Source organism: Rhizobium sp. R86522 (genome assembly GCF_042466255.1).
Classification (GTDB): domain Bacteria; phylum Pseudomonadota; class Alphaproteobacteria; order Rhizobiales; family Rhizobiaceae; genus Allorhizobium.
This window is the reverse complement of sequence record NZ_JAXHBX010000001.1, coordinates 3,652,994-3,672,101: the sequence shown is the minus strand read 5'-3', so window position 1 is coordinate 3,672,101 and position 19,108 is coordinate 3,652,994. Positions and strand designations below refer to the sequence as shown.

The window sequence follows — 19,108 nt, the reverse complement described above, 5'->3', positions numbered from 1 at the left end:
TCACATCGAGGGTGCCAGCGCGGAGAGCGTTCATGATGCATCCGCAAGAAGCCGACTTGCTCACCATCATCCCACTGCACTGTCGTTCAGCCCCTTGATCACCTCGATCAGCCGCTTCGTCTTGTCGAAGTCAAACACCTGCTGCGGTCCCTCCGGAGCCTTGTCGATGAAGGGGCTCTCATAGAGCAGACCGGGATCCATCGTGCCTTTTTCCGTCAGGTGCTCGATCACCATTTCGACGAACTCGATCTGCTGGGCGGTCGCGGCACCGTCGGCCAGGAATTCGCCGAAAGCTTCCGCAACGGCGTGACGATCTAGGCCAACAAGAGAGCGGATGAAGGCGCCGAAGCCATGCGCCAGCTCGGCTGCCTTGTCGAAATGCTCCTGGTCGCCGATTCCGGCCGTCACCAACATCTGCTGCAGTTCGGCAATGTCTGTCGCCGTCAGCGGTTTGCCGTGGCGCAGCTTGGCAATGGCGATATGGTTTTCGTGGTCACGCAGGAAATGCCGGACCTTCTTCTTGAAGCGGGCGAAATCCACCTCGCCCACCTGCGGCAAGTCGAGCGGCTGCGCCTTCCCCAGCTCATCCTCGAAATTGGTGTAGACGATCGCCTTTTTGCCCTTCTCGATGTGCAGCACCAGGCCGCGCAGACGAAGCCGCACCAGCTCCAGCAGCGGCATGGTGACACCCTCCCACCAGTTGTCCGCGAGAATGTCGAGGATCAATGCATGCTGGGCGGCAATCACCGGGATGGCGGTCTGTTCGTCCAGCGCCGACGCGATATCGACCAGCTGCTTCTTCAGCCGCTCGAACCGTTTCGAGCCCTTCAACAGCGCGATCTCCAGGTTAAACATCAGGAGGTCGAAGCGCTTGGCCTCTTCCGGCTCGCTCTTCATCGCATTGGGCAAAGGTGCAACATCGTCGACCAGTTCGTCGCGCATCTCATCCGAAAGCGTGTCCCAGGCTCCCGGTGCCTGATATCTTTCCACCAGCTGGCGTCTGGTTCGAACCACGAAATTGTCGAGGTTCATGGTGCTGACATAGGTTTTCAGGAAGTCCAGCGCACTGGCGCGGATCTGCCTCTCGCTCAGGGTCGCATCCGGTCCGGCATCATAGTCATCACCATCTTCAGCCACGCCGGGCGGACGATCCAGAACCGCCTTTTCATCGAGCGCCCGCACCAGATCGAAACGGGCAGCGAACAGCCGTTCGCTGAGGGATTTCGCCGTCGCGCCTTCGTCGGGCTTCATGTTCTGGCGGAAGAATTCGAGGTTCTGGCAATAATCGAAGACGCGGAAGAATTCCTTGTCTTCGCCAGGCCCGAAGAGATCCGGGCAGAGACGCGTGCCGCGTCCGATGATCTGCCAGAACTTGGTCTTGGAGCGGATCAGCTTGAACAGAACGAGGTTCACCACCTCGGGCACGTCGATGCCTGTGTCGAGCATATCGACCGAGATGGCGATATGCGGTGCGCCGTCCTTCTTGGAGAAGTCGTCGATCAGCGACTGGGCATATTCGGTCTTGAAGGTGATGATGCGGGTAAAATGCCCGGCAAGGTGCGGATAGCCGAGATTGAACCGCTGTTCGATGAATTCCGCATGTTCCTGGTTCTTAGCGAAGATGATCGTCTTGCCGAGCCGATCACCACCGGCCACCTTCACGCCGTCGGTCATCACATGGGCCAGCACCTTGTCGACCGTATCGGCATTGAACAGCCATTTGTTGACGGCCTGGGCATCGACGCTGTCGGGCGGATCGCCATCCTCCTCGTCCCATTCCAGCATATCCCACTGCTCTTTTTCCGCGTCGGACAGATCGTCATACCGAATGCCTTCACGCACGAACTTGAGCGGCACAGAGACTGCCATGGGCGGCACGAGATAATCGTCGGCAATCGCCTGATCAAGCGAATAGGCATCCGTTGGCACACCCTCTTCCAGATCGAAAAGCCCATAGGTGTTGCGGTCGATCTCCTCGCGCGGCGTCGCGGTCAGTCCCACCAGCAGGCTGTCGAAATAATCAAAGATCGCGCCATAGCGCTGATAGACCGAACGGTGAGCTTCATCGATGACGACGAGATCGAAATGCCCAGGACCAAAGCGCGCCGTGCCGCCTTTGCGCTCGTCAATCAGGTTCATCATGGTTGGATAGGTGGAAAGGAACACACGGCCCTCGCCGGTCTTTTCCGTCACCAGATTGACCGGTGACGAGTCTGGCAGGTGCGCCTTGAAGGCCTTTGCCGCCTGGTTCACCAGTGCCACGCGGTCGGCCATGAACAGCACGCGCTTCACCCAACCCGCCCGCATCAGCACATCGATCAGCGCAATCACCGTGCGCGTCTTGCCGGAGCCGGTTGCCATGACCAGAAGCGCCTTGCGCTGCTGACGCGCCTCGAACGCCTCCTTCACCCGCGCAATCGCCCGCTCCTGATAATAGCGCTCGACGATCTTGCGATCGATCGGCACGCCGGCCATGGGCTTGCGGGTGCTGCGCCGCTGGATCAGAAGCTGCAGCTCGTCCTTCTTGTAGAAGCCGGAGACCTCGCGCGGCGGATAGGTGCGGTCGTCCCAGATCCAATGCTGGTAGCCGTTGGTGTAAAAGATCACGGGGCGCTGGCCGAATTGCTGCTCCAGGCAATCGGCATAAAGCTTGGCCTGCTGCTGACCCTCGCGCGGGTTGCGCTTGGTGCGCTTGGCCTCCACCAGCGCCAAAGGCTTGCCGTCATCGCCCCACAGCACGTAATCCACAAAGCCTTCGCCCGCCGTGTTGGGCATGCCGGAAACGGGAAATTCACGATCCCGCGCCGCACTCAGCGCCCAGCCAGCTTCCTTCAAGAGAAGGTCGATGAAGGTGTCGCGGGTCTCGGCTTCGGAATAATCATGCGTGTCCGGCCGCTGCTCGTTTTCGCGACGAACGCGGTCGCGCTCCGCCCGCGCCGCCTTCAGCTCGGCATCCAGATCGCCCTTGTCGCGCAGCAAGTCGGCAAAGGCCTTGTCCTTCGCCTCCATCTCGGTCTTCAGGCGCGTCAGCTCGGCAAAGGCGCGTTTGACGAGATCGTCCTTGCGCTGCAGCTGGTTAGCCTCGAAGCCAAGCCCATCCGGCGGCGGCGCCTTGGCATAGGTGCGGGCCAGCCAGAAGCAGAGATGGAAAAGCTCGCGCACAGCATCGCCGGCATCCTTCGCCGAGGTCTCGCGGGTCTCGTGCACGGCGTGATTGCCGATCCGGATAATCAGCTTCGCCTTCTCGAAGACCGCCCGTCCAGCGCGGCGCTGAAAACTCGGCTCATGAATCAGCGCCGAAATCCGATCGTCATAGGGAAAGGAAAGTCCGCTGTCGTTCTTGTAAGCCCATTGCACGGCAAGCTCGACGGTGCGCCTCGCATAGAAAGCCGCCGTGCGTGGATCACCGGCCACATAGCCTTCTGCCCTCTTCGCGCTCTCGAAGATTTCGGGAAACTCGGTGGCGAGAAAGGCAAAATTGGACATCAACTATTCTTCGGCTGGACGGTTGAACAGCATAGTCTCCAGATTGCGCCTGAGTTGCAATCTATTTGTGCACACTCTCTTCTATGGTGGGCCAGGCCTTCGCAGTTGGATGTTTCTCCTCTTCAGGAAATTCTCACTTCGACCCGACGCCATCGAGCAAGGGGAAATGCTCGGCGAAAGCGACCTTCACCGGCGGCCAATCCTCGTCCAGCAATGGCTTGTCGCAGTTCACCGTGTTCATCACGTTGTATTTCCGTGCCTTGAGTTCCTGGGCCAGCTTCTTCTCAAGCGCCGCCATTCGATCTCGAAACGGATCATGACGATTTCTGGCGTCAGTCCAGTGCGGCTCGACACGGTAAGCAAAGTCTGGATGTCTCTCTACTTCCGGAAAAATTGGGCCGTAGGAGATCATCTCAAAGGTTTCATACTCGTGAATCGGGCGTGCGCGGTCGTGCTCCCGGAGATGCTTGAGCAGCGCATTTGTGTTGTCTGCGTCGCCCAGATGCTGTCCCATCCGGCGATAAGTGGATGCCGCATAAGGGCTTGAATTGTCTCCTGTGCGTCCAACGTAGAGAAACTCCTCACCGTTCGGATTTTCCACCCGCCAGACATAGAGCCAGAAGCCCCGTTCCGTCATGCCGCCAGGAAGTTTCAGGTGGTGCAATTTGGGCATGGTGCAAGCTCAGAGTTGGCCAGTGAAGGCGCGGTGTTGGAGGGTTGTAAAGAGCCTGTCGGACGCAAAAAGAGATGCCGAACCATGAGAGACATTCTCAGACAGCTGATCCTTCCGCGCTTTGTAAACCTCCTGCAGTTGCAACGGCGGCACACTGATATCTAGTGGCGCAAGATCTTGCTTGTTCAACTGCGGCACTGAACTTCCTGATGAGATTGACGCTAAATCCAAGAACTTGAACCATGCAGCAAGAAAGGGCGAATTCAAATGCTGTGGCTTGGGTGCGACTCCCATTAAATTCGGATCGAGAATTGCAGGGCGTGCCAGAGTTCGCTTCTTGTTGGTGGCGATGGCTCCCCCCCTCTTAGGAAACACAATCGCCCCCGCCGGCGCCGTTCCAGAGCGTGATCCAGGCTTGTCCGAGAAGGAGGCTGCTATGACTACATGCTCGGCGTTTTCGGCGAGGTTCAAATCTGAGACCTTTAGCTGCAGATAACCGCCAACCTGTCTCTTAAATTCTAGACCTTCTGGTAGAGAGTTGCCGGCAAAGAACTCCGCTACATCTGAAAGCTTAAAGGTGGGCCACCCCTTGGGATTGCTCACTGGATCCCCAAACATCTCCAGAAAGATCGATTGGGTGAGGCTGTCGAGGAGTGCGATGGCCTGACGGCGCTTGGCGCGCAGCGCATCGGCCTTGTCGAGAATCGCCGCAATCCGCTTCTGCTCAGCGAGGGGTGGCAGGGGAACGGGCAATTCAAGGAAGGTGTCCTGCGGTATGGATCTACGGCGTGCCGTGGTCGATCTAAGTTTATTCGCATAAAATTTGAGCGCGATCGGTGACCTTAGAAACTTTTCGAGATAATTGTCATCCACATCAGATCGGTAAACATCCCAAACGGCGTATGCCGGGCTTACGATGGCCTCGTCGTAAAGCTTTTGGAACGATAGGACACCCTCATCTATCGGAAACCCAACGACTAGCTGTCCTCTCGACACAATCTTGTAGGCAGAAGTATTCTCGCTTGCGACGCGCTTTTTGAATTTATCCGCCTGATCTACGAGGCCGTTGTGCATCGTCATTGAAAGAATCGGAAATTCTGATTTCCCTGCACGCGGAGATTTTGCAGGCGATATTATAGAGCCGAGCGAGATCACAGCATCCCCTCCAGCGCTCGCAACCCAGCGGCAATCTCGTCCTCCAGCGCCAGCAGCTCGGCGATGATCTCCTTCGGCGCGCGATGCTCTGCTGCTTCGTGCACGACTTGCCTGTAGCGGTTGAGCGAGAGGTCGTAATCGGCGCTCGCTATCTCTTCGCGGCTGACGGTAAAGCTCTGGCCGGTACGCGGGTTTTCGCGTTCGCGGCCTTCGCGCTCCTTCCAGCGGGCCACTACATCGGGAAGGTTGTTCTTGGCGTGCTCTTCTGCCGACAAAGGCACCTTCGGCATTGGGCCAAATTTCTCTTCCGTTACCAGCATCTGGCGCTTGTCATCCAGGCTCATGCCATCGGCCTGCACATCATAGAACCAGACATGGTCCGTGCCGCCGGAATTGGTCTTGGTGAAGAAGACAATGGCTGTCGACACCCCGGCATAGGGCTTGAACACGCCGGACGGCAGTTTCACGATCGCATCGAGCTTGTGGTCTTCCACCAGCTTCTTGCGGATCGCCTTATGCGCCGTGGAGGAGCCGAACAGCACGCCGTCCGGCACAATGACCGCCGCGCGTCCGCCCGGCTTCAAAAGCTTCAAGAACAGCGCCATGAACAGAAGCTCGGTCTTCTTCGTCTTGACGATGGCGCGCAGATCAGCCGACGCCGTTTCCTCGTCCAGCGAACCGGCAAAGGGCGGGTTGGCGAGGATCAGCGAGTATTTGTCGGCATCGTCACCATGGGAGGAGGCGAGCGAATCCCGGTAACGGATCTCGGCCCCTTCGACACCATGGAGCTGCATGTTCATCGAGCCGATGCGCAGCATGGTCTGGTCGAAATCATAGCCGTGGAACATGCCCATTTGGAAATGCTCGCGGCTGACTTTGTCCTGAAACAGCTTTGGATGGTTATCGCGCAGATATTCGCCCGCCGCGACCAGGAAGCCGCAGGTGCCGCTCGCGGGATCGCAGATCACATCCTTTTCCGTCGGCGCCGTCAGTTCCACCATCAGCTTGATGATGTGGCGCGGCGTGCGGAACTGGCCGTTCTGTCCGGCGCTGGCAATCTTGCCCAGCATATATTCATAGAGATCGCCCTTAGTATCGCGATCCTCCATCGGGATTTCCGCCAGCATATCCACCACCTTGGCCAGGAGGCCCGGCGTCGGGATGGTGAAGCGCGCACCCTTCATATGCTCGGCATGGGCCGTGCCCTTTTCGCCCATGTCGCGCAGGAAGGGGAAGACATTGTCCGAGACGATGAAGAACATGCGTGCCGGATCATCATTGCGGAAGCGCGACCAGCGCAGCTGGGCATAGGTGATTTCTTCCTTCACCTCGCCGGTCTCTTCATCGCGCACCGTGCGATAGACGCCGTCTGGAAAGATCACCCGCTCCATGGGCCGGCCTAGCATATTGGCCTTGTTCTCCTCACGCGTCTGGATGTCATCCAGCCCGCGCATGAAGAGCAGGTAAGTGATCTGCTCGATCACCTCCAGCGGATTGGCAATCCCGCCCGCCCAGAAGGCATTCCAGACCTGATCGACCTTCGAGCGAATTTCACCGTTCAGCATGCTGCATTCCATTTCCAAATCATGTGGGCGCGACTGTAGCGAAGCGAGGCGGAGAGGCAACCGGGGGATGAGCGATGAGTTGGCCTTGCCCAAAGAAACTCGCGATGCTTCAGTGAGGCATCGTCAAGGAGAAGGACCCAGAATGAAGAAGCCGACCAGTGTCACCAGCCTCACCGAATTTGGTCGCGTGCGCCTGTCGAAGACCTTCTTCATGCGGGATTTCCTGTTCTCCGACATCGCATCGATCCACGGTTTCAACAATGTGCCGGACGATCCCGATCTCGCGATCGCTGCCGGGACGCGCCTGTGTGAGGACCTGCTTGAACCGTTGCAGGACGCATTTGGGCGGATCGCCATCCGCTCAGCATTCCGGTCGGCCGAGGTCAATGGATTTGGCAACGAGATGCAGCGTGCCAAGAAGGCTGGATACAGCTGTGCATCGAATGAATCGAACTATGCCGGACACATCTGGGATCGTCGCGATGCGGACGGCTTCATGGGCGCCACCGCCTGCATCGTCGTGCCGTCTTTCTGGGACCGATTCCAGGCAGAGGCGGACTGGCAGAAGCTCGCCTGGTGGATCCACGACCACCTGCCTTACTCCTCGCTCTACTTCTTCCCGACGTACTGGGCCTTCAACATCAGCTGGCACGAGCGTCCCGAGCGGCGGATCGACAGCTACACGAAACCGGTGGGTTGCCTGACGAAGCCTGGCATGGCGAACCATGAGGGAAGCCATGCGGCGGAGTGGGCAGGGATCGTGGCTTAGAAGCCAACATCCCGTCCCGAGCGGGTTCAATTCGGGCTGTGGCACATTTGGTGGCTAAATTCCTACGCTTTGATCCCCGAAAACTGGAGGAGAATTGGGTTTCAGATCTCTAGCTGCCGTCTTCTCGCCCCATCCTTTTCTTCGGCTTTCGGGGAGCTACCGGTGCACTTCGACCCTTTCCGGGACATACAGGGAACCGGACACAGCCCAGAAACGCACCGTATCGCCCGGAGCGTTCGACCAGCCAACCATCCGCGCACTCCGGACATGTTGGAACCGTGTCTCCGCACCGACATGCCAGATCGGGTGTCCCGTCAGCATGCCGGGGCAGGCCGGTGCCGCAGGACGAACATGCCGGGAGAATGTTTCCGCAATGATCCACATGCTCGCAACGGTACCAGTTCCGTCCATCCTGGCCTTTGACATCAAGCAACCGCCCGCCGCATTCGCCACACTCATGGTCGAGCTCCTCTTCGGCTAAGGCAGCGATCTGGTAGGCAGGCTCCTTTGCCAACTCGATGACGAAGGATGACGGACGCGACTTCGAAGCGAGAATTGTCAGCGTATGCCTAGCGCGGGTCATGGCCACGTACATGACGCGGCGCTCCTCTGCGTTCTCGAAGGCCTCCATCTCGGGCGAAACCAGGCTGAGCAGCGGGTCGTCGACCGTCTCCGAAGGGAACCCTGTTCGCCCGCTGTCAGCATTCAACAGAATGACATGATCGGCCTCAAGCCCCTTGGAGGCGTGAATCGTTTTGAACGTGATACGCAGCCGCGGAAACCGCCGCTGGAGGTCCCGCATATCAGGTTCAATAAATCGGTAGCGCCCTAAGAGTAAGACGGCGGCTGTTGTTCCGGGCTCAACTCTGCCGGAGAGACCTTGAAGCACTTCGTCCAGTGCGCTTTGGTTCTCGTTCTTCGCCATCATCCGTATCCTGATGGCAGGCTCAGTTGCCGTGCCGGCAGGAACGATTTGCTTGGATATCTGGGCGGGGTTCTTCAACACGAAGGATCTGGCCGCATAGGCGATCTGATCTACCGAACGGAAGGTGCGCCCAAGATCAACCGTTCGATGAACTCCGGTTTCGCCGTCAAAGCCGCCGCCGAACTCAGCGCCGAACTGGCGCATGAGGTGGATGTCAGAACCGGCGAAACGGAAGATCGATTGCCAGTCGTCACCGACGGCGAAGAGGCGTGCGTCTGGATGCTGGCCCTTTAACGCCTTCACCAGCCGCGCTCGGCTCTGGGAGATGTCTTGGAACTCGTCGACGAGGATATGGCGGAACGGACTCACATATCGGCCCGTCTCGGTGTATTGCGCGGCCCGCAGGATCATATCCTCGAAGTCGATCCGTCCGCCGAGCCGTTTCTGATACTCCGCAAATACCGGGGCGAAGACCGCGAGGAAAGCCTTGCCGCGTTTGCCGAGTTTCATCTGCTCTGCTTTGGCGTCACAATCGGCCAAGCTGTGACCACCGCTCTTGAACTTGCGCAGGAACGTCGCGAGCAGTTGTGAGAAGGTATCCACCTGCGCCATTTCAACGACACGATCGAAGATGGTGTCGGCTTGCCGTGGATTGAGGGTGGCATAAGGCGCCAGCTTTTCCGCCAAGCTGGTAAGCAGGCGCCCTTCCTGCCGCTCATAGCTGTAGGTTTCAATCAGCGTGGTCTCATGCTCGGCGTGAACCTTCCGCTTCCACTCCATGCCGGCCAGATACGCTTCTCGAGCAACAAACGGAGCCGTGACCAAGCGCTCGGTGCCATCAGCCAGGATCTGACGTCGAACCCCGAAGTGTTCGATGTAGACACCACTCTCGGTCAGGCGAAAGTCGGGACAATAATCCCGGCGCCCGGTTTCATCGATCTTGTGCTCGTAGTCTGGTTCATACTCGTAGGCGATGCCGTTTTCGTAGAGCCAGTTGGCGATCTGCAGCTCTTCGTAGCTCTTTACCTTCTCCCCTTGGAGGGTGCGCAGATCCTGTTTCTCCAGGTGGCTGTAATAGTCATGCTTCGTCTTGAAATCCCATTCGGTCTTGGGCTCGACCAGGAAGTGCGCGAACCACTGGATGATGGCTCTGGACACCTCAGTCAGGGTCAGGACGAGATCCTTGAGGATCTGCTTGATCAGATTAGTAAATGCCAGGTCGTCCGTGGCGTGGTCGGCCAGAGGTGGCTTTGTGCCTTCCACCTTGCCGATGATGTCATAGGCAATGGCATGAAATGTCTGGGCTACGATCGGGACGCCTGAGCGTGCTTCAACGCGTTCGGACATTTCCGCTGCCGCGTTTTTTGCAAAGGCCAGCAACAGGATCTCTTCCGGCCGGCGAATGCCGGCTTTGACAAGATAGGCGGCCTTGGCCGTGATCACGCTTGTCTTGCCGGAGCCGGCCCCCGCAAGAACCAGCGTGGCGTCTTCATCGACAACGACCGAAAGTCGCTGTTCGGGCGTCAGTGGTTTGCTTTCGATCGTATCGAAGAACGCTTTCCAGCGCTCCAATTCGCTGATGACAAAGGAGTTGATTGCAGCCGAGCGTATGGCTTTTGGTTTCTGAGCGAAGTTTCTGACCCGTGCTGAAAGCGCTGCCGCCTCCGGCCCGATGGCCTGGGGATTGAGCTTCGACAGAAGTGAGGCATCGAGGGCTTTCGCATCGTGTAGCAGGGGTGTGATTAGACAGGCGGCGGGATAGGTAGTCGGCCATGCTAGATTTTCGATCTGAGCATGAAGGCGTGTTAACCGATCCGCATCGCGCTCCAAAGCATCTAGGTTGAAGGCAATCCAAGCCGTCTTGACGGCGTCAGAAAAGGAACAAGCATCCGGAAACCGTACGCCGCGCAACAGGAATTCGCGTCCACCGGATGCCAAGAACTTGCAAGAGGTGCCAAATAGTCCCTTTTCGATCGATGGCGGCGAGATGAGATCCTCTAGTGAAACCGTCGATGTCGAGCCGCGCTTGGTCACAAGCATGTCCGACCCAGATAGCTCAAATGCGCGAGCGCTAAGCCAAAAAGGATTGCTGAGAAGCCCAATGAGAGGGCGCTGTCGCAGCTGGATCAATGAAATTGCCTTAGAGATGTCGGCATCGGATCTACCCGTTGCGCTTGGTGAGCCTTACTCGATACTGATAGGGCCCCGTTTCTTCGACAACAACCATGTCGCCTGCTTGTGCCTTATTGATCTGGAAGAAGGATCCGATCCATCCGCGTGCTCGGAAGAACTTCTTTGAGCCGTCGAGGTCCGTCCAAATAATGTCCTGACCCCAGTCTACTGAGATTTCCCTCAATGCTTTGGCCGCCTTATTTGAGCCCCCCACCGCGTCCGCGGGAAAGCGATCAAAGAAGCTGCGAAGATATATGTGGTTGTGATCTATGTTGCCTTGCGTAATCTCGACCTCACCGACCACTCTTCCAAGTCTCTTTTCTTTAGTGCTGGGTGGTGCGGAAGGTGCAGTCAGCGGGTCACTATGGGCGTGTTTGGCATTCAACTGCCGCAAAACTGCATCCGAAACATCGTCGTCCAAGTTGACCCATGTTACCGCGCCATTTCTGTGACGGTAGCGAATTGGCGTCGTCAGCCGCTGCACATCAGCAAGCACCCAAGGAGTGTTCCAAGTAGCCACTTCGCCAGATCGTATCATCTCCTCTGGAATGCGATGACGTTCGAATGCGTTGATCATCTGCTCAGGGGATTGCGCTGATTTCACATCTACCAGTCGAGCGACGCCATAGACTGCGCCAAGCCCCTTCCAAACTAACCCGAACCAGCCACGATGGGCGGTTGAAGTCGATCGCATCTCCCAGTCTTTCTGACCGCTCAGGATTAAGCTGATCCACGGGTCTGCAACCACAAGGGCCTTGTCGATAGAGATCATGGTGGTGACGCTAGGATTGTTATTCGTCATGGTCTGTCCAGCTTGACTTTAAGGCTATCTAATCGTGGGCAACTGCGCAGGTGCCTCGCGATACAGAAAATTCTTGTAGAATGGCTCGATCCGCTCAATCGATTGCTAGCGATCCGTCGGCGTCTGCGGCCGGAAGCCTCAGGTGGTCCCGTTCAAACATTCCCTGCATTGCGACCATTACTGGATCCTGGTTGTCGGCGCTTTTCTCGGCACTCATTAGACGCTGAAGTGCTGCGACATCATCCTGCGTGTCGCCCATGGGCCACAGCGCTGAGCTTGCGAGGCGTCGCTTACGCATCATGAGGCTTTGTAGAAGGCAATCAAACGACTGGTCCCTGTAGGAAGAATGTATGGCCATAGGAATGTGGATCGTTACGGGGTTCATCTGCCCGATGCGATGGACACGATCATTGCACTGCTCTTCGACAGCTGGATTCCACCATCGGGACAGATGGATGACATGCGTGGCGGCGGTAAGAGTTAGCCCCGTGCCAGCAGCCTTGGGTCCTAACACAAGGAGATCGAATCCTCGATCATCTTCCAGATGCCGTTGGAACCGGTTGACGATTGCCTGGCGCTGAGGAATTGGCGTATCGCCGTTGATCAGGTCGACCCTCTGTAGCTTGAACTCGGCTCTTACTAGCTCGACGAAACGGTACTGCATCTGCCTATGCTCTATGAAGACGAGGGCCCTCTCACCCTTCGCATGAACACGACGCAGGATGTCCATGACGGCAGTTAGACGCCCAGATGCCGAAATGAAGTCATCGTCGGCCCATGCCGACTGGACGGACGGGTGGACTGATACGGTACGAATGTGATGCAGCATCTTCAGCTGAGCGCCGAGCCCGCCAGTTGCCAATTTCAGTTTGGCATCGTCGTAGGCAATAGCCTGGCCTTCCGGCATCAGTCTGGGATGAATCTTTCTCGACTTTTTGGGTAGATCGGAGGCGACCTCGTCTTTCAGACGCCGCAGTGCGAGCGGTGGGCAATCCTTGTTGGAGCGGAAAACGCGTGCATGGAGATCGGTCATATTCTCCGACGTCGGTTCCTTGTATCTCCCGTGGAACTCCCGCAGACTGTCGAGGGAGCCTGGTGCGAGCTGATCCATGATCGACCAGAGATCGGTCGCAGCGTTTTCGATAGGTGTACCTGTCAAACCAATGCGAAAGTCGGCATTCATCGCTCGTGCGGCGACGGCTCTCAGGCTGACGGGGTTCTTTAACGCCTGAATTTCGTCGAAGACGATCGCGGAGAACGGAATGCGCCCTAGCGAATGCTGATAGTTCGTAAGGGTTGTGTAGGTCGTCAAAAGCCAGAATTGGTGAGCACGGCCCTCCTCGATCGCTTCATGAAGGGAGCTTAGGTCGAGTTTGGCGTCTCCGCTGTCGGTATCGCGCCCCTTTGCGCCGACCAGCTTTCGGCCACCGAGACTGCTACCATAAAGCCGGATGAGGTGCCCCAAGCCGGGATCGTGGAGATGACGAGCGACCTCCTGTTCCCAGTTTTCGAGCAGAGATGTCGGAGCAACCACAAGTACCGGACCTGTATTCTGCGCACCGGTTTCCGCCATGTGAGACTTCAACCAAGTCAGAAAGGCGATGGTCTGAAGCGTCTTTCCCAAGCCCTGTTCGTCTGCATTCAGTACGCCGGGGAGGCCCGCCTTCCAGGCTTCGATCTGCCATTGCAGGCTTTCGACCTGATGAGGTTTCAGAGGTGTTCTGATCGAAGCCGGTATCTCGGAACCAACCGTCGATGATCTCGGAGTAAGTTTCGCGTGCCAGGAAACGTCTTCGAAGTTGACTGCTGTGTCGAGGACGACTGGGCCTCGCTTTCCTTCACCGACCGTGTCACCATCGTTATCATTGTCGTCGTTGTCGATTGCAGCGCTGAGATGATTGTCTATGACGCTCAGCATTTCCGGCCTAGCCGGTATCGACAGTTCGCCGAGCTCAACCGCGGATTTCTCTTCCTCGATCGCAGATGAAACTCTTTCCCGTAACGCCTCTAGTTCGGAGCGAGGCATCGCACCGAGCGCCTCTCCGAGTTTTCGGCTGAATTCTTCAGGCAGCCAAGTCGTGCTACTGCCTTCCGTGATGTCGAGCGCAATCTTCTCGAAGGTCACGACGCCTGTCACGCGTTCGGAAAACTCCTTGGTTTCGACGATGAGGCTGCCTGCCGCGACTTCGATCATCTCCTGCTCGGCTTGGGGTGACAGACCTTCGAGCTTGCCTTGAGATCGAAGCGAAGCTTCTACGGCATTCGATATTCTCAAGCCCGGGTTGCGGATGAAGTCTTGGCGTTCTGCGGAAGGCGCATGCTGCATCTCTGCCATCACCTGCAGCGCGGGCGTAGCGGAACGGTCAACAACCAGGTAGCTGCCTGGCGATAATCTGTAAGCGGGTAGAGCGCCACGTTCGCGAACCCGGTTCTGAAAAATACCGAGATCGGTGTTCCGAATTTCGCTCATATCCTCGGAAACTTCATCGAAACCATTCAGATCGCGTTCCAAGCGCTGCGACGAAAATGGAACGACATCAAAGTCGGATGCATTGCGGGGTGAAATGGAAAAGCTGTCCGCCATCCGGACTTGTAGGCCGCTAAGAAAGTCGGTCATAGAAAGCCGAGCAGCAGGACCTTTGTTTTCCCCATCTGCGCCCGGATCTAACATCTGCCGGAATTGTGCTAAGGCTTCCCAGTCTGTTGTATCGCCGTTGCCGGGCCGATGTACTTCCGACGTTTCGATCGCGTCCATCATCCACAATGGTATGCGGCGCAATCCGTTCGCCGTTTCCAGAATGGAGCCGATCCTCTTCGGAAATTGTCGCTGTCCATTGCGCAGCCATTCATGTTTCAGCCGAAAGTTATTGGCTCCAACAATGCCTTCAACGTCGGTCTTCAGGACCAGATCGACTACCGGGGGCAATCCCAGAGTTTCCGCGGTCCTTGCGTCGAGAGCGGCGACAAGGCGATGATCGAGAGCGATGGCATTCGATGTGACGCGGGGTGGAGCTCCGATCTCGTCGCCAATCGCGCGGAGGTCAGCCATTGCCAAGATGAGGTCGCGTTCCTCAATGGGAATGGTGTCGAGGTCGGCCTCGGACCTCTTGGAAATCAGCCGACTAAGCAACCCGTGTCGTTTTTCACGAAGGGTAACGGTGACAGCGCTCTGATCTAATGAGACATCAAATTCCAAGGCGGTTTCCTTCAGATGTTTTCCATCACCCAGCCCTGCCAATAGCCTTGGTGAGATTTCGCCTTGGCGCCTGGTATGTCTCGGATGTCATCGCAATCGTAGTGATTGCCGTAGAGGGCTGGAGCTCGCGGGTTTGTCGCGTCGAAAACATGGACCTTATAGCTGTGCGAGCCTTCTACGACGATCTTGCGCCCCACCTTCAAAATCAGAAGCGATGTATTGCTGCGGCCACCGCCGGCAACTTGACGACCAAAGCGAAGCGTCCCTCGGCTCCCGGATTGTTTGCTTTTTGATCGCGCTTCTTGTGCTGCTCGGTCACTGAAGGCAACCCAGGCTGCATCGATCCGACCTTGCTGGTGGAGACCAAGCCAGAATTTTCGCCGCGGTTCCCACATATGGCTTTCTTCGACCGCCGACACTACGTCGAGGAAGAAGCGGATGTTCTCACGGGTCAGCCATCGAAGAATCACGTTCATGAGCGGCTCGGGCACGCCATTCCAGGCGCCGCTACGCTGCACCCGAGGATCGCCGTAGAGTCCAATCAGGTTTTCCAAAAGATAACGTTGATCATCCTCCGCTGGTGCGGTCTGTGTCCAATGGCCGAGGCAAGCTGAGATCGCGTCGGCGGAGCCCGTAAGCTTCGCTTCCTGATTGTCGGGCTTCAGCCACCCAAATAGCTTTGCCATACCTTCCCGGTTCTTCAGCTCCGGCGCGATCGAGCGAATATAGGCAAGGTGAGCGTGGTCCATCAGTCCATTTGCATGCGGGCTGCGGAGACCCATAGTTCTCAGGCCAGTCCACGGATCATCCATCTGAACCATCTTCTGCGAGACGGCCTCATGCGCGATGAATGGGTCGAGTATTTCCGGGATGTGCTCCAAGAGGTTCTTCCAGCGCCCGCCAAGACGTTCACGAACTTCACGAAGTGCTTTCGATAGCTCAACGCTGTGCCGGGCGGCGGGATCGTAGGTGCTGATGTAGATCGATGCCATAGCTCCGAGAAAGCCCATCCGCGTTGAGGCGCGGCATTCGTCGTAATAGAAGCTCCGAAGATCAAGGAGGTCCGGCCGCTCACGCCGCTCTTCATCGAACAGGGCTCTTGCCGCCGAGGTGACAAGCGACATCGGCGTGTCGTTCCAATCCTCGTTCTGGAAGCGGCGGTTGATTTCGGCGACCAGCTTCTCGCGATCGCGCTCCGGTGGGTTTGCCACGACGTCGGGCCAGCGGGACAGGATACGTTCTGTCACGGACCACAGCCGGTTGATTGCGGGAAGGGCGGGAGCGTCGAAGCGCCCACGCGCTCTCAGTTTCTCAATGATTCCCATTCGTCACCCGTCACCCTTTTCGAGAGACTCGCGAATTCGTTCGATCTCATCGGACCGGCTCGGGCTGTACATGATGATCCGCAGATCGACCCTCCGGTTGGTCGCCTTTCCTTCAGGTGTATCGTTGGTACGGATGGGGCGCATCTGGCCATATCCGGCAACGGACAACACTGGTTGATTGCGGAAATTATGGAAATCCACTAGGTCGGGCTTGCTCGCAGTCATCGTGGTGAAGGTGGAGTTTGCCCTTGCCGTGGAAAGATTCAGGTTACTATCCGGAGTTCCGTCGGAGTCCGTGTGGCCTTCGATTTGCAATGCCTCGATGATGGAGAAGCTTGGATTGCATTCCACGTTCCAATTCTTATTTTGACCTAGGGTGTAGCAAGGCAGAATTTGCTCAAGGCGCGCCGCGATTTTTTCGACGACCGCCCTTCGATCTGCCTTCAATGTGCTGACGCCCCTGTCGAAAAGACCCTCTCCCTGAAAACGCAGTGCGTCGCTTTCCTCACTAATCACCACTTCAAGATCTGGAAAATCCACTTTCAACTGGTCGCGGAGAGTTTCGAGTATTCGGCGCCGTTCTGCTGCCGATCTCGTGAGGTATGCTTCCAACGGATCAGGCTTTTTCGACTTCGCAATGACCTCCTCAAGCTCGGCAATTTTGCGCTTGAGCTCAGCAATTTCATCTCTCAATTTCTCAACTAGGGTAGATTGCACTTCGATAATCTTCTCCTTCTCAGTGACAAGATTCCGAAGCTCTTCAATTTGCTGGCGTGCGCTGTCCCGTTGGGCTATCACCTCTTCGTATAGTGTCCTGCTGACCGTATCGCTCTCACTGTACTGACTTGCAAAAAACGCGAGCAAAAGCATGACAACGAATAGGAAGCTTACAGTCATGTCCGTCATGGACACGAAAGCGCTTTCCTCTTCTTCTTCCTGATGCTGAACCCTGATGCCGCCGCGCATCACACTCTCCGCGATTGTGGCGCAAATTGCTCGGCTTGTTCGACGATTTCTCTCATCGTATCCAGCGCCGGATTTAAACGTTCCTGCATGTCTCGGACGTGTCCGAACATTCCATCGACAGCACGAGCGACCTGTTCGGTATAAATCTCGAAGGCGCTTCCAAGCTTGCTGTCCATGTCGTCTAGGCGATCGCCCTGACCTCGCATCTGGTCAACCAACGTTTTCAGCCCAGACATCGTAGTCTCGATAGCAAGTCGCTCCTGCCCCAAGATTTTTTCCGCCGCCTGAAGCGCGGCTGCGGCAGATTCAGCTGTTGTCTCGGCTGTTCTGGAGACTACGCTTGCGACGTGCTGCGTACTGTCAGTCAACTGCCGAACCGATGTGTCTATCCGGTCGGCTATGGAGCGGATTGGGGTGGCTGCGGAAATCAGATCCCCGGATGCTGAGCGGAATGTGCCTGCAGCTTCGGACGAGGCCTCGGCCCCTGCTCGCACGCCATCCGCCATACGCCGGAGGTCGGCGTTGCCTTGGTTGAGCCCGGCAATCATCTCCTTCAATTGCAATGCAATCGCTTCAAGTGGGGCCATCAGCTCTTGTCCTGCCTTGATCGCAGCCTGCTCTGAAATCCGGCTGATTTCAGCACTGGTTTTCCCAAAAGCTTCAACCACGTTTTGACCGGCTGTGCTGATCGAGCCGCTCGCGTCAGTCGTCGCGGCCTGAATTCTTGCGTTGGCGGCCTCTGTCCCAGACTTCGCCGCCGCTTCGATTTCCGAGCGAAATGATTCTGCGGCAGCGCGCATTTCGCCCGCAGCCGCGGCCATCGCTTGGGCTCCTTCCCCCGTATTGCTCCGAATTCCCTCAAGCGTCTGGTTCATCACGTCGAGCAGTCGTTCTGCGCCTTGCGTGAACGCGCCTCCCGCCGATTGCGTGGTGGCAGCCATCGAGTTCCTCAGCTCTTCAACGGCTTGCGCAACACGAATCGTCGCGGTTTCCATCTCCGATCCCATACGTCCGGAACTCTGATCCATGCGATCGGCAAGTTGACCAATCTTCATTCCCGCTTCCGAAAGCCGTTGGCTTGCATCCGACAATGCAAGGCCAACAGTGTCAGTCAGTTGGCTCGATAGACCGGAAACCAGATCGCCAACGCCCTCCGCGCCGATTTTTCCCACACGGTCCATCATGGGTGCCATCGCGTCGCTGATGGACGCAGAAATTGCTTTTGGCAGTTCTTCGCGAAGCGGACGCCCGAGCTCTGAGACCAGTTCCATTCCAATTATGCGAAAATGCTCGCGTTGCTCGCGAATAGCCTGAAGCTGTTCAGATGCTAGCGCCTCAAGACTGATGTATGTCAGCTTTTTCTCGATCGCCTCGCAAAGGTCGTGAGCAGCCCGAAGCAGCCCGCCATAGACGCGACGAAAAACGATTGTGAAGACGATCGAACAGAACAGACCTGTAAGCGACATGATGAATTTTGCTGACGCGATGCTCAGCAACGTTCGCATCGTTGCACTATTGATCTCATCTCCTTGAGACATTGCATTCAGCGCTGAGATCAACCCGAGGAAGGTCAGGAACAATCCGATCGTCACAAAGAGGCCAGGGGCGATCCTCCACGCCCCGGCGCCAAACCCCAGATCCTCGACGTTGAGAAATGTCGAGGGCCTCACGGCATTGCGTAGGATGACGTTACCGTCTTCCTCATGTGGAACGAAGGTTTCACGGTATTCCGTCCACGCGTGGGCGAGTTGCCGCTGCTGGGGCGACCTCGCATTCTCAGCGATCTTTGCTCCGAGCGCGTCGATGTTCCGGCTGAATTCGAGCTCGTCAGCGCTCGCAGAGATCTCTCTTTTTAGCCACAGAATGGCACGCCTCTGCCGACTGACCCTTCTCCAAAAGGCGATGGATGCGATGATCAAAGATGCTAGCAGAAGAAATGCCACGAACCCCGGAGCAGATTCATGCGTCAGCAGTCCGGCGATGTACAAAATGAATGTGCGGAAAAAGTCCCCGGTCGATGTTACGATCTGCACCTATGCCCCCAATATCAGACGGCAAATCACCGTCGCACTCT

At 57.1% G+C, this 19,108-nt stretch carries 11 protein-coding genes; 1 reads left to right on the top strand and 10 read right to left on the bottom strand.

The features are described from left to right. Window positions 1-66: 66 nt before the first annotated feature. The 4 genes from SJY08_RS17790 to SJY08_RS17775 all read right to left on the bottom strand — a co-directional run bounded on the left by SJY08_RS17790 (window position 67) and on the right by SJY08_RS17775 (window position 6,879). The gene (locus SJY08_RS17790) at window positions 67-3,486 is read right to left on the bottom strand and encodes a DEAD/DEAH box helicase family protein (protein ID WP_377277316.1); all 3,420 of its coding nucleotides are present in this window, start codon (window positions 3,484-3,486) and stop codon (window positions 67-69) included. A 133-nt stretch (window positions 3,487-3,619) separates the two neighbouring features. Continuing rightward, the gene (locus SJY08_RS17785) at window positions 3,620-4,159 is read right to left on the bottom strand and encodes a hypothetical protein (RefSeq protein WP_377277314.1); all 540 of its coding nucleotides are present in this window, start codon (window positions 4,157-4,159) and stop codon (window positions 3,620-3,622) included. A 9-nt stretch (window positions 4,160-4,168) separates the two neighbouring features. Further along, window positions 4,169-5,239, bottom strand: a complete 1,071-nt coding sequence (locus SJY08_RS17780) for a restriction endonuclease subunit S (RefSeq protein ID WP_377277312.1) — start codon at window positions 5,237-5,239, stop codon at window positions 4,169-4,171. A 71-nt stretch (window positions 5,240-5,310) separates the two neighbouring features. After that, window positions 5,311-6,879 (bottom strand): N-6 DNA methylase, encoded by a 1,569-nt coding sequence (locus tag SJY08_RS17775; protein ID WP_377277310.1) that lies wholly within the window; start codon window positions 6,877-6,879, stop codon window positions 5,311-5,313. Window positions 6,880-7,021: 142 nt separating this feature from the next. Between SJY08_RS17775 and SJY08_RS17770 the strand changes: the two genes are divergently transcribed. Further along, window positions 7,022-7,648, top strand: coding sequence for a hypothetical protein (locus SJY08_RS17770; protein ID WP_377277308.1), 627 nt, complete (start codon window positions 7,022-7,024; stop codon window positions 7,646-7,648). Window positions 7,649-7,757: 109 nt separating this feature from the next. On the opposite strand, the gene SJY08_RS17765 is transcribed toward SJY08_RS17770, so the two are convergent. The 6 genes from SJY08_RS17765 to SJY08_RS17740 all read right to left on the bottom strand — a co-directional run bounded on the left by SJY08_RS17765 (window position 7,758) and on the right by SJY08_RS17740 (window position 19,067). Next, a complete protein-coding gene (locus SJY08_RS17765) occupies window positions 7,758-10,703 on the bottom strand; it encodes a UvrD-helicase domain-containing protein (protein ID WP_377277306.1) in 2,946 nt (981 codons plus the stop codon). A gap of 31 nt (window positions 10,704-10,734) precedes the next feature. Then, window positions 10,735-11,547 (bottom strand): hypothetical protein, encoded by an 813-nt coding sequence (locus SJY08_RS17760; RefSeq protein WP_377277304.1) that lies wholly within the window; start codon window positions 11,545-11,547, stop codon window positions 10,735-10,737. A 94-nt stretch (window positions 11,548-11,641) separates the two neighbouring features. Beyond that, complete coding sequence (locus SJY08_RS17755; RefSeq protein ID WP_377277302.1) at window positions 11,642-14,743, bottom strand: DEAD/DEAH box helicase; 3,102 nt, start codon at window positions 14,741-14,743, stop codon at window positions 11,642-11,644. A gap of 11 nt (window positions 14,744-14,754) precedes the next feature. Further along, window positions 14,755-15,990 carry an EH signature domain-containing protein gene (locus SJY08_RS17750; RefSeq protein WP_377277300.1) on the bottom strand — a complete coding sequence of 412 codons (1,236 nt, stop codon included), beginning with the start codon at window positions 15,988-15,990 and terminating at the stop codon, window positions 14,755-14,757. Window positions 15,991-16,071: 81 nt separating this feature from the next. After that, entirely contained in the window at window positions 16,072-17,034 is a 963-nt protein-coding gene (locus tag SJY08_RS17745; RefSeq protein ID WP_377277298.1) for an OmpA family protein, read from the bottom strand. After that, a complete protein-coding gene (locus SJY08_RS17740) occupies window positions 17,034-19,067 on the bottom strand; it encodes a hypothetical protein (RefSeq protein ID WP_377277296.1) in 2,034 nt (677 codons plus the stop codon). The genes SJY08_RS17745 and SJY08_RS17740 overlap by 1 nt, the downstream gene beginning before the upstream one ends. Window positions 19,068-19,108 lie beyond the last annotated feature (41 nt).

Bases quoted from the DNA above. Each gene is read 5' to 3' on its own strand.
- SJY08_RS17790 (WP_377277316.1), bottom strand. From the start codon at position 3,486: ATGTCCAATTTTGCCTTTCTCGCCACCGAGTTTCCCGAAATCTTCGAG.
- SJY08_RS17785 (WP_377277314.1), bottom strand. From the start codon at position 4,159: ATGCCCAAATTGCACCACCTGAAACTTCCTGGCGGCATGACGGAACGG.
- SJY08_RS17780 (WP_377277312.1), bottom strand. From the start codon at position 5,239: ATGACGATGCACAACGGCCTCGTAGATCAGGCGGATAAATTCAAAAAG.
- SJY08_RS17775 (WP_377277310.1), bottom strand. From the start codon at position 6,879: ATGCTGAACGGTGAAATTCGCTCGAAGGTCGATCAGGTCTGGAATGCC.
- SJY08_RS17770 (WP_377277308.1), top strand. From the start codon at position 7,022: ATGAAGAAGCCGACCAGTGTCACCAGCCTCACCGAATTTGGTCGCGTG.
- SJY08_RS17760 (WP_377277304.1), bottom strand. From the start codon at position 11,547: ATGACGAATAACAATCCTAGCGTCACCACCATGATCTCTATCGACAAG.
- SJY08_RS17745 (WP_377277298.1), bottom strand. From the start codon at position 17,034: ATGCGCGGCGGCATCAGGGTTCAGCATCAGGAAGAAGAAGAGGAAAGC.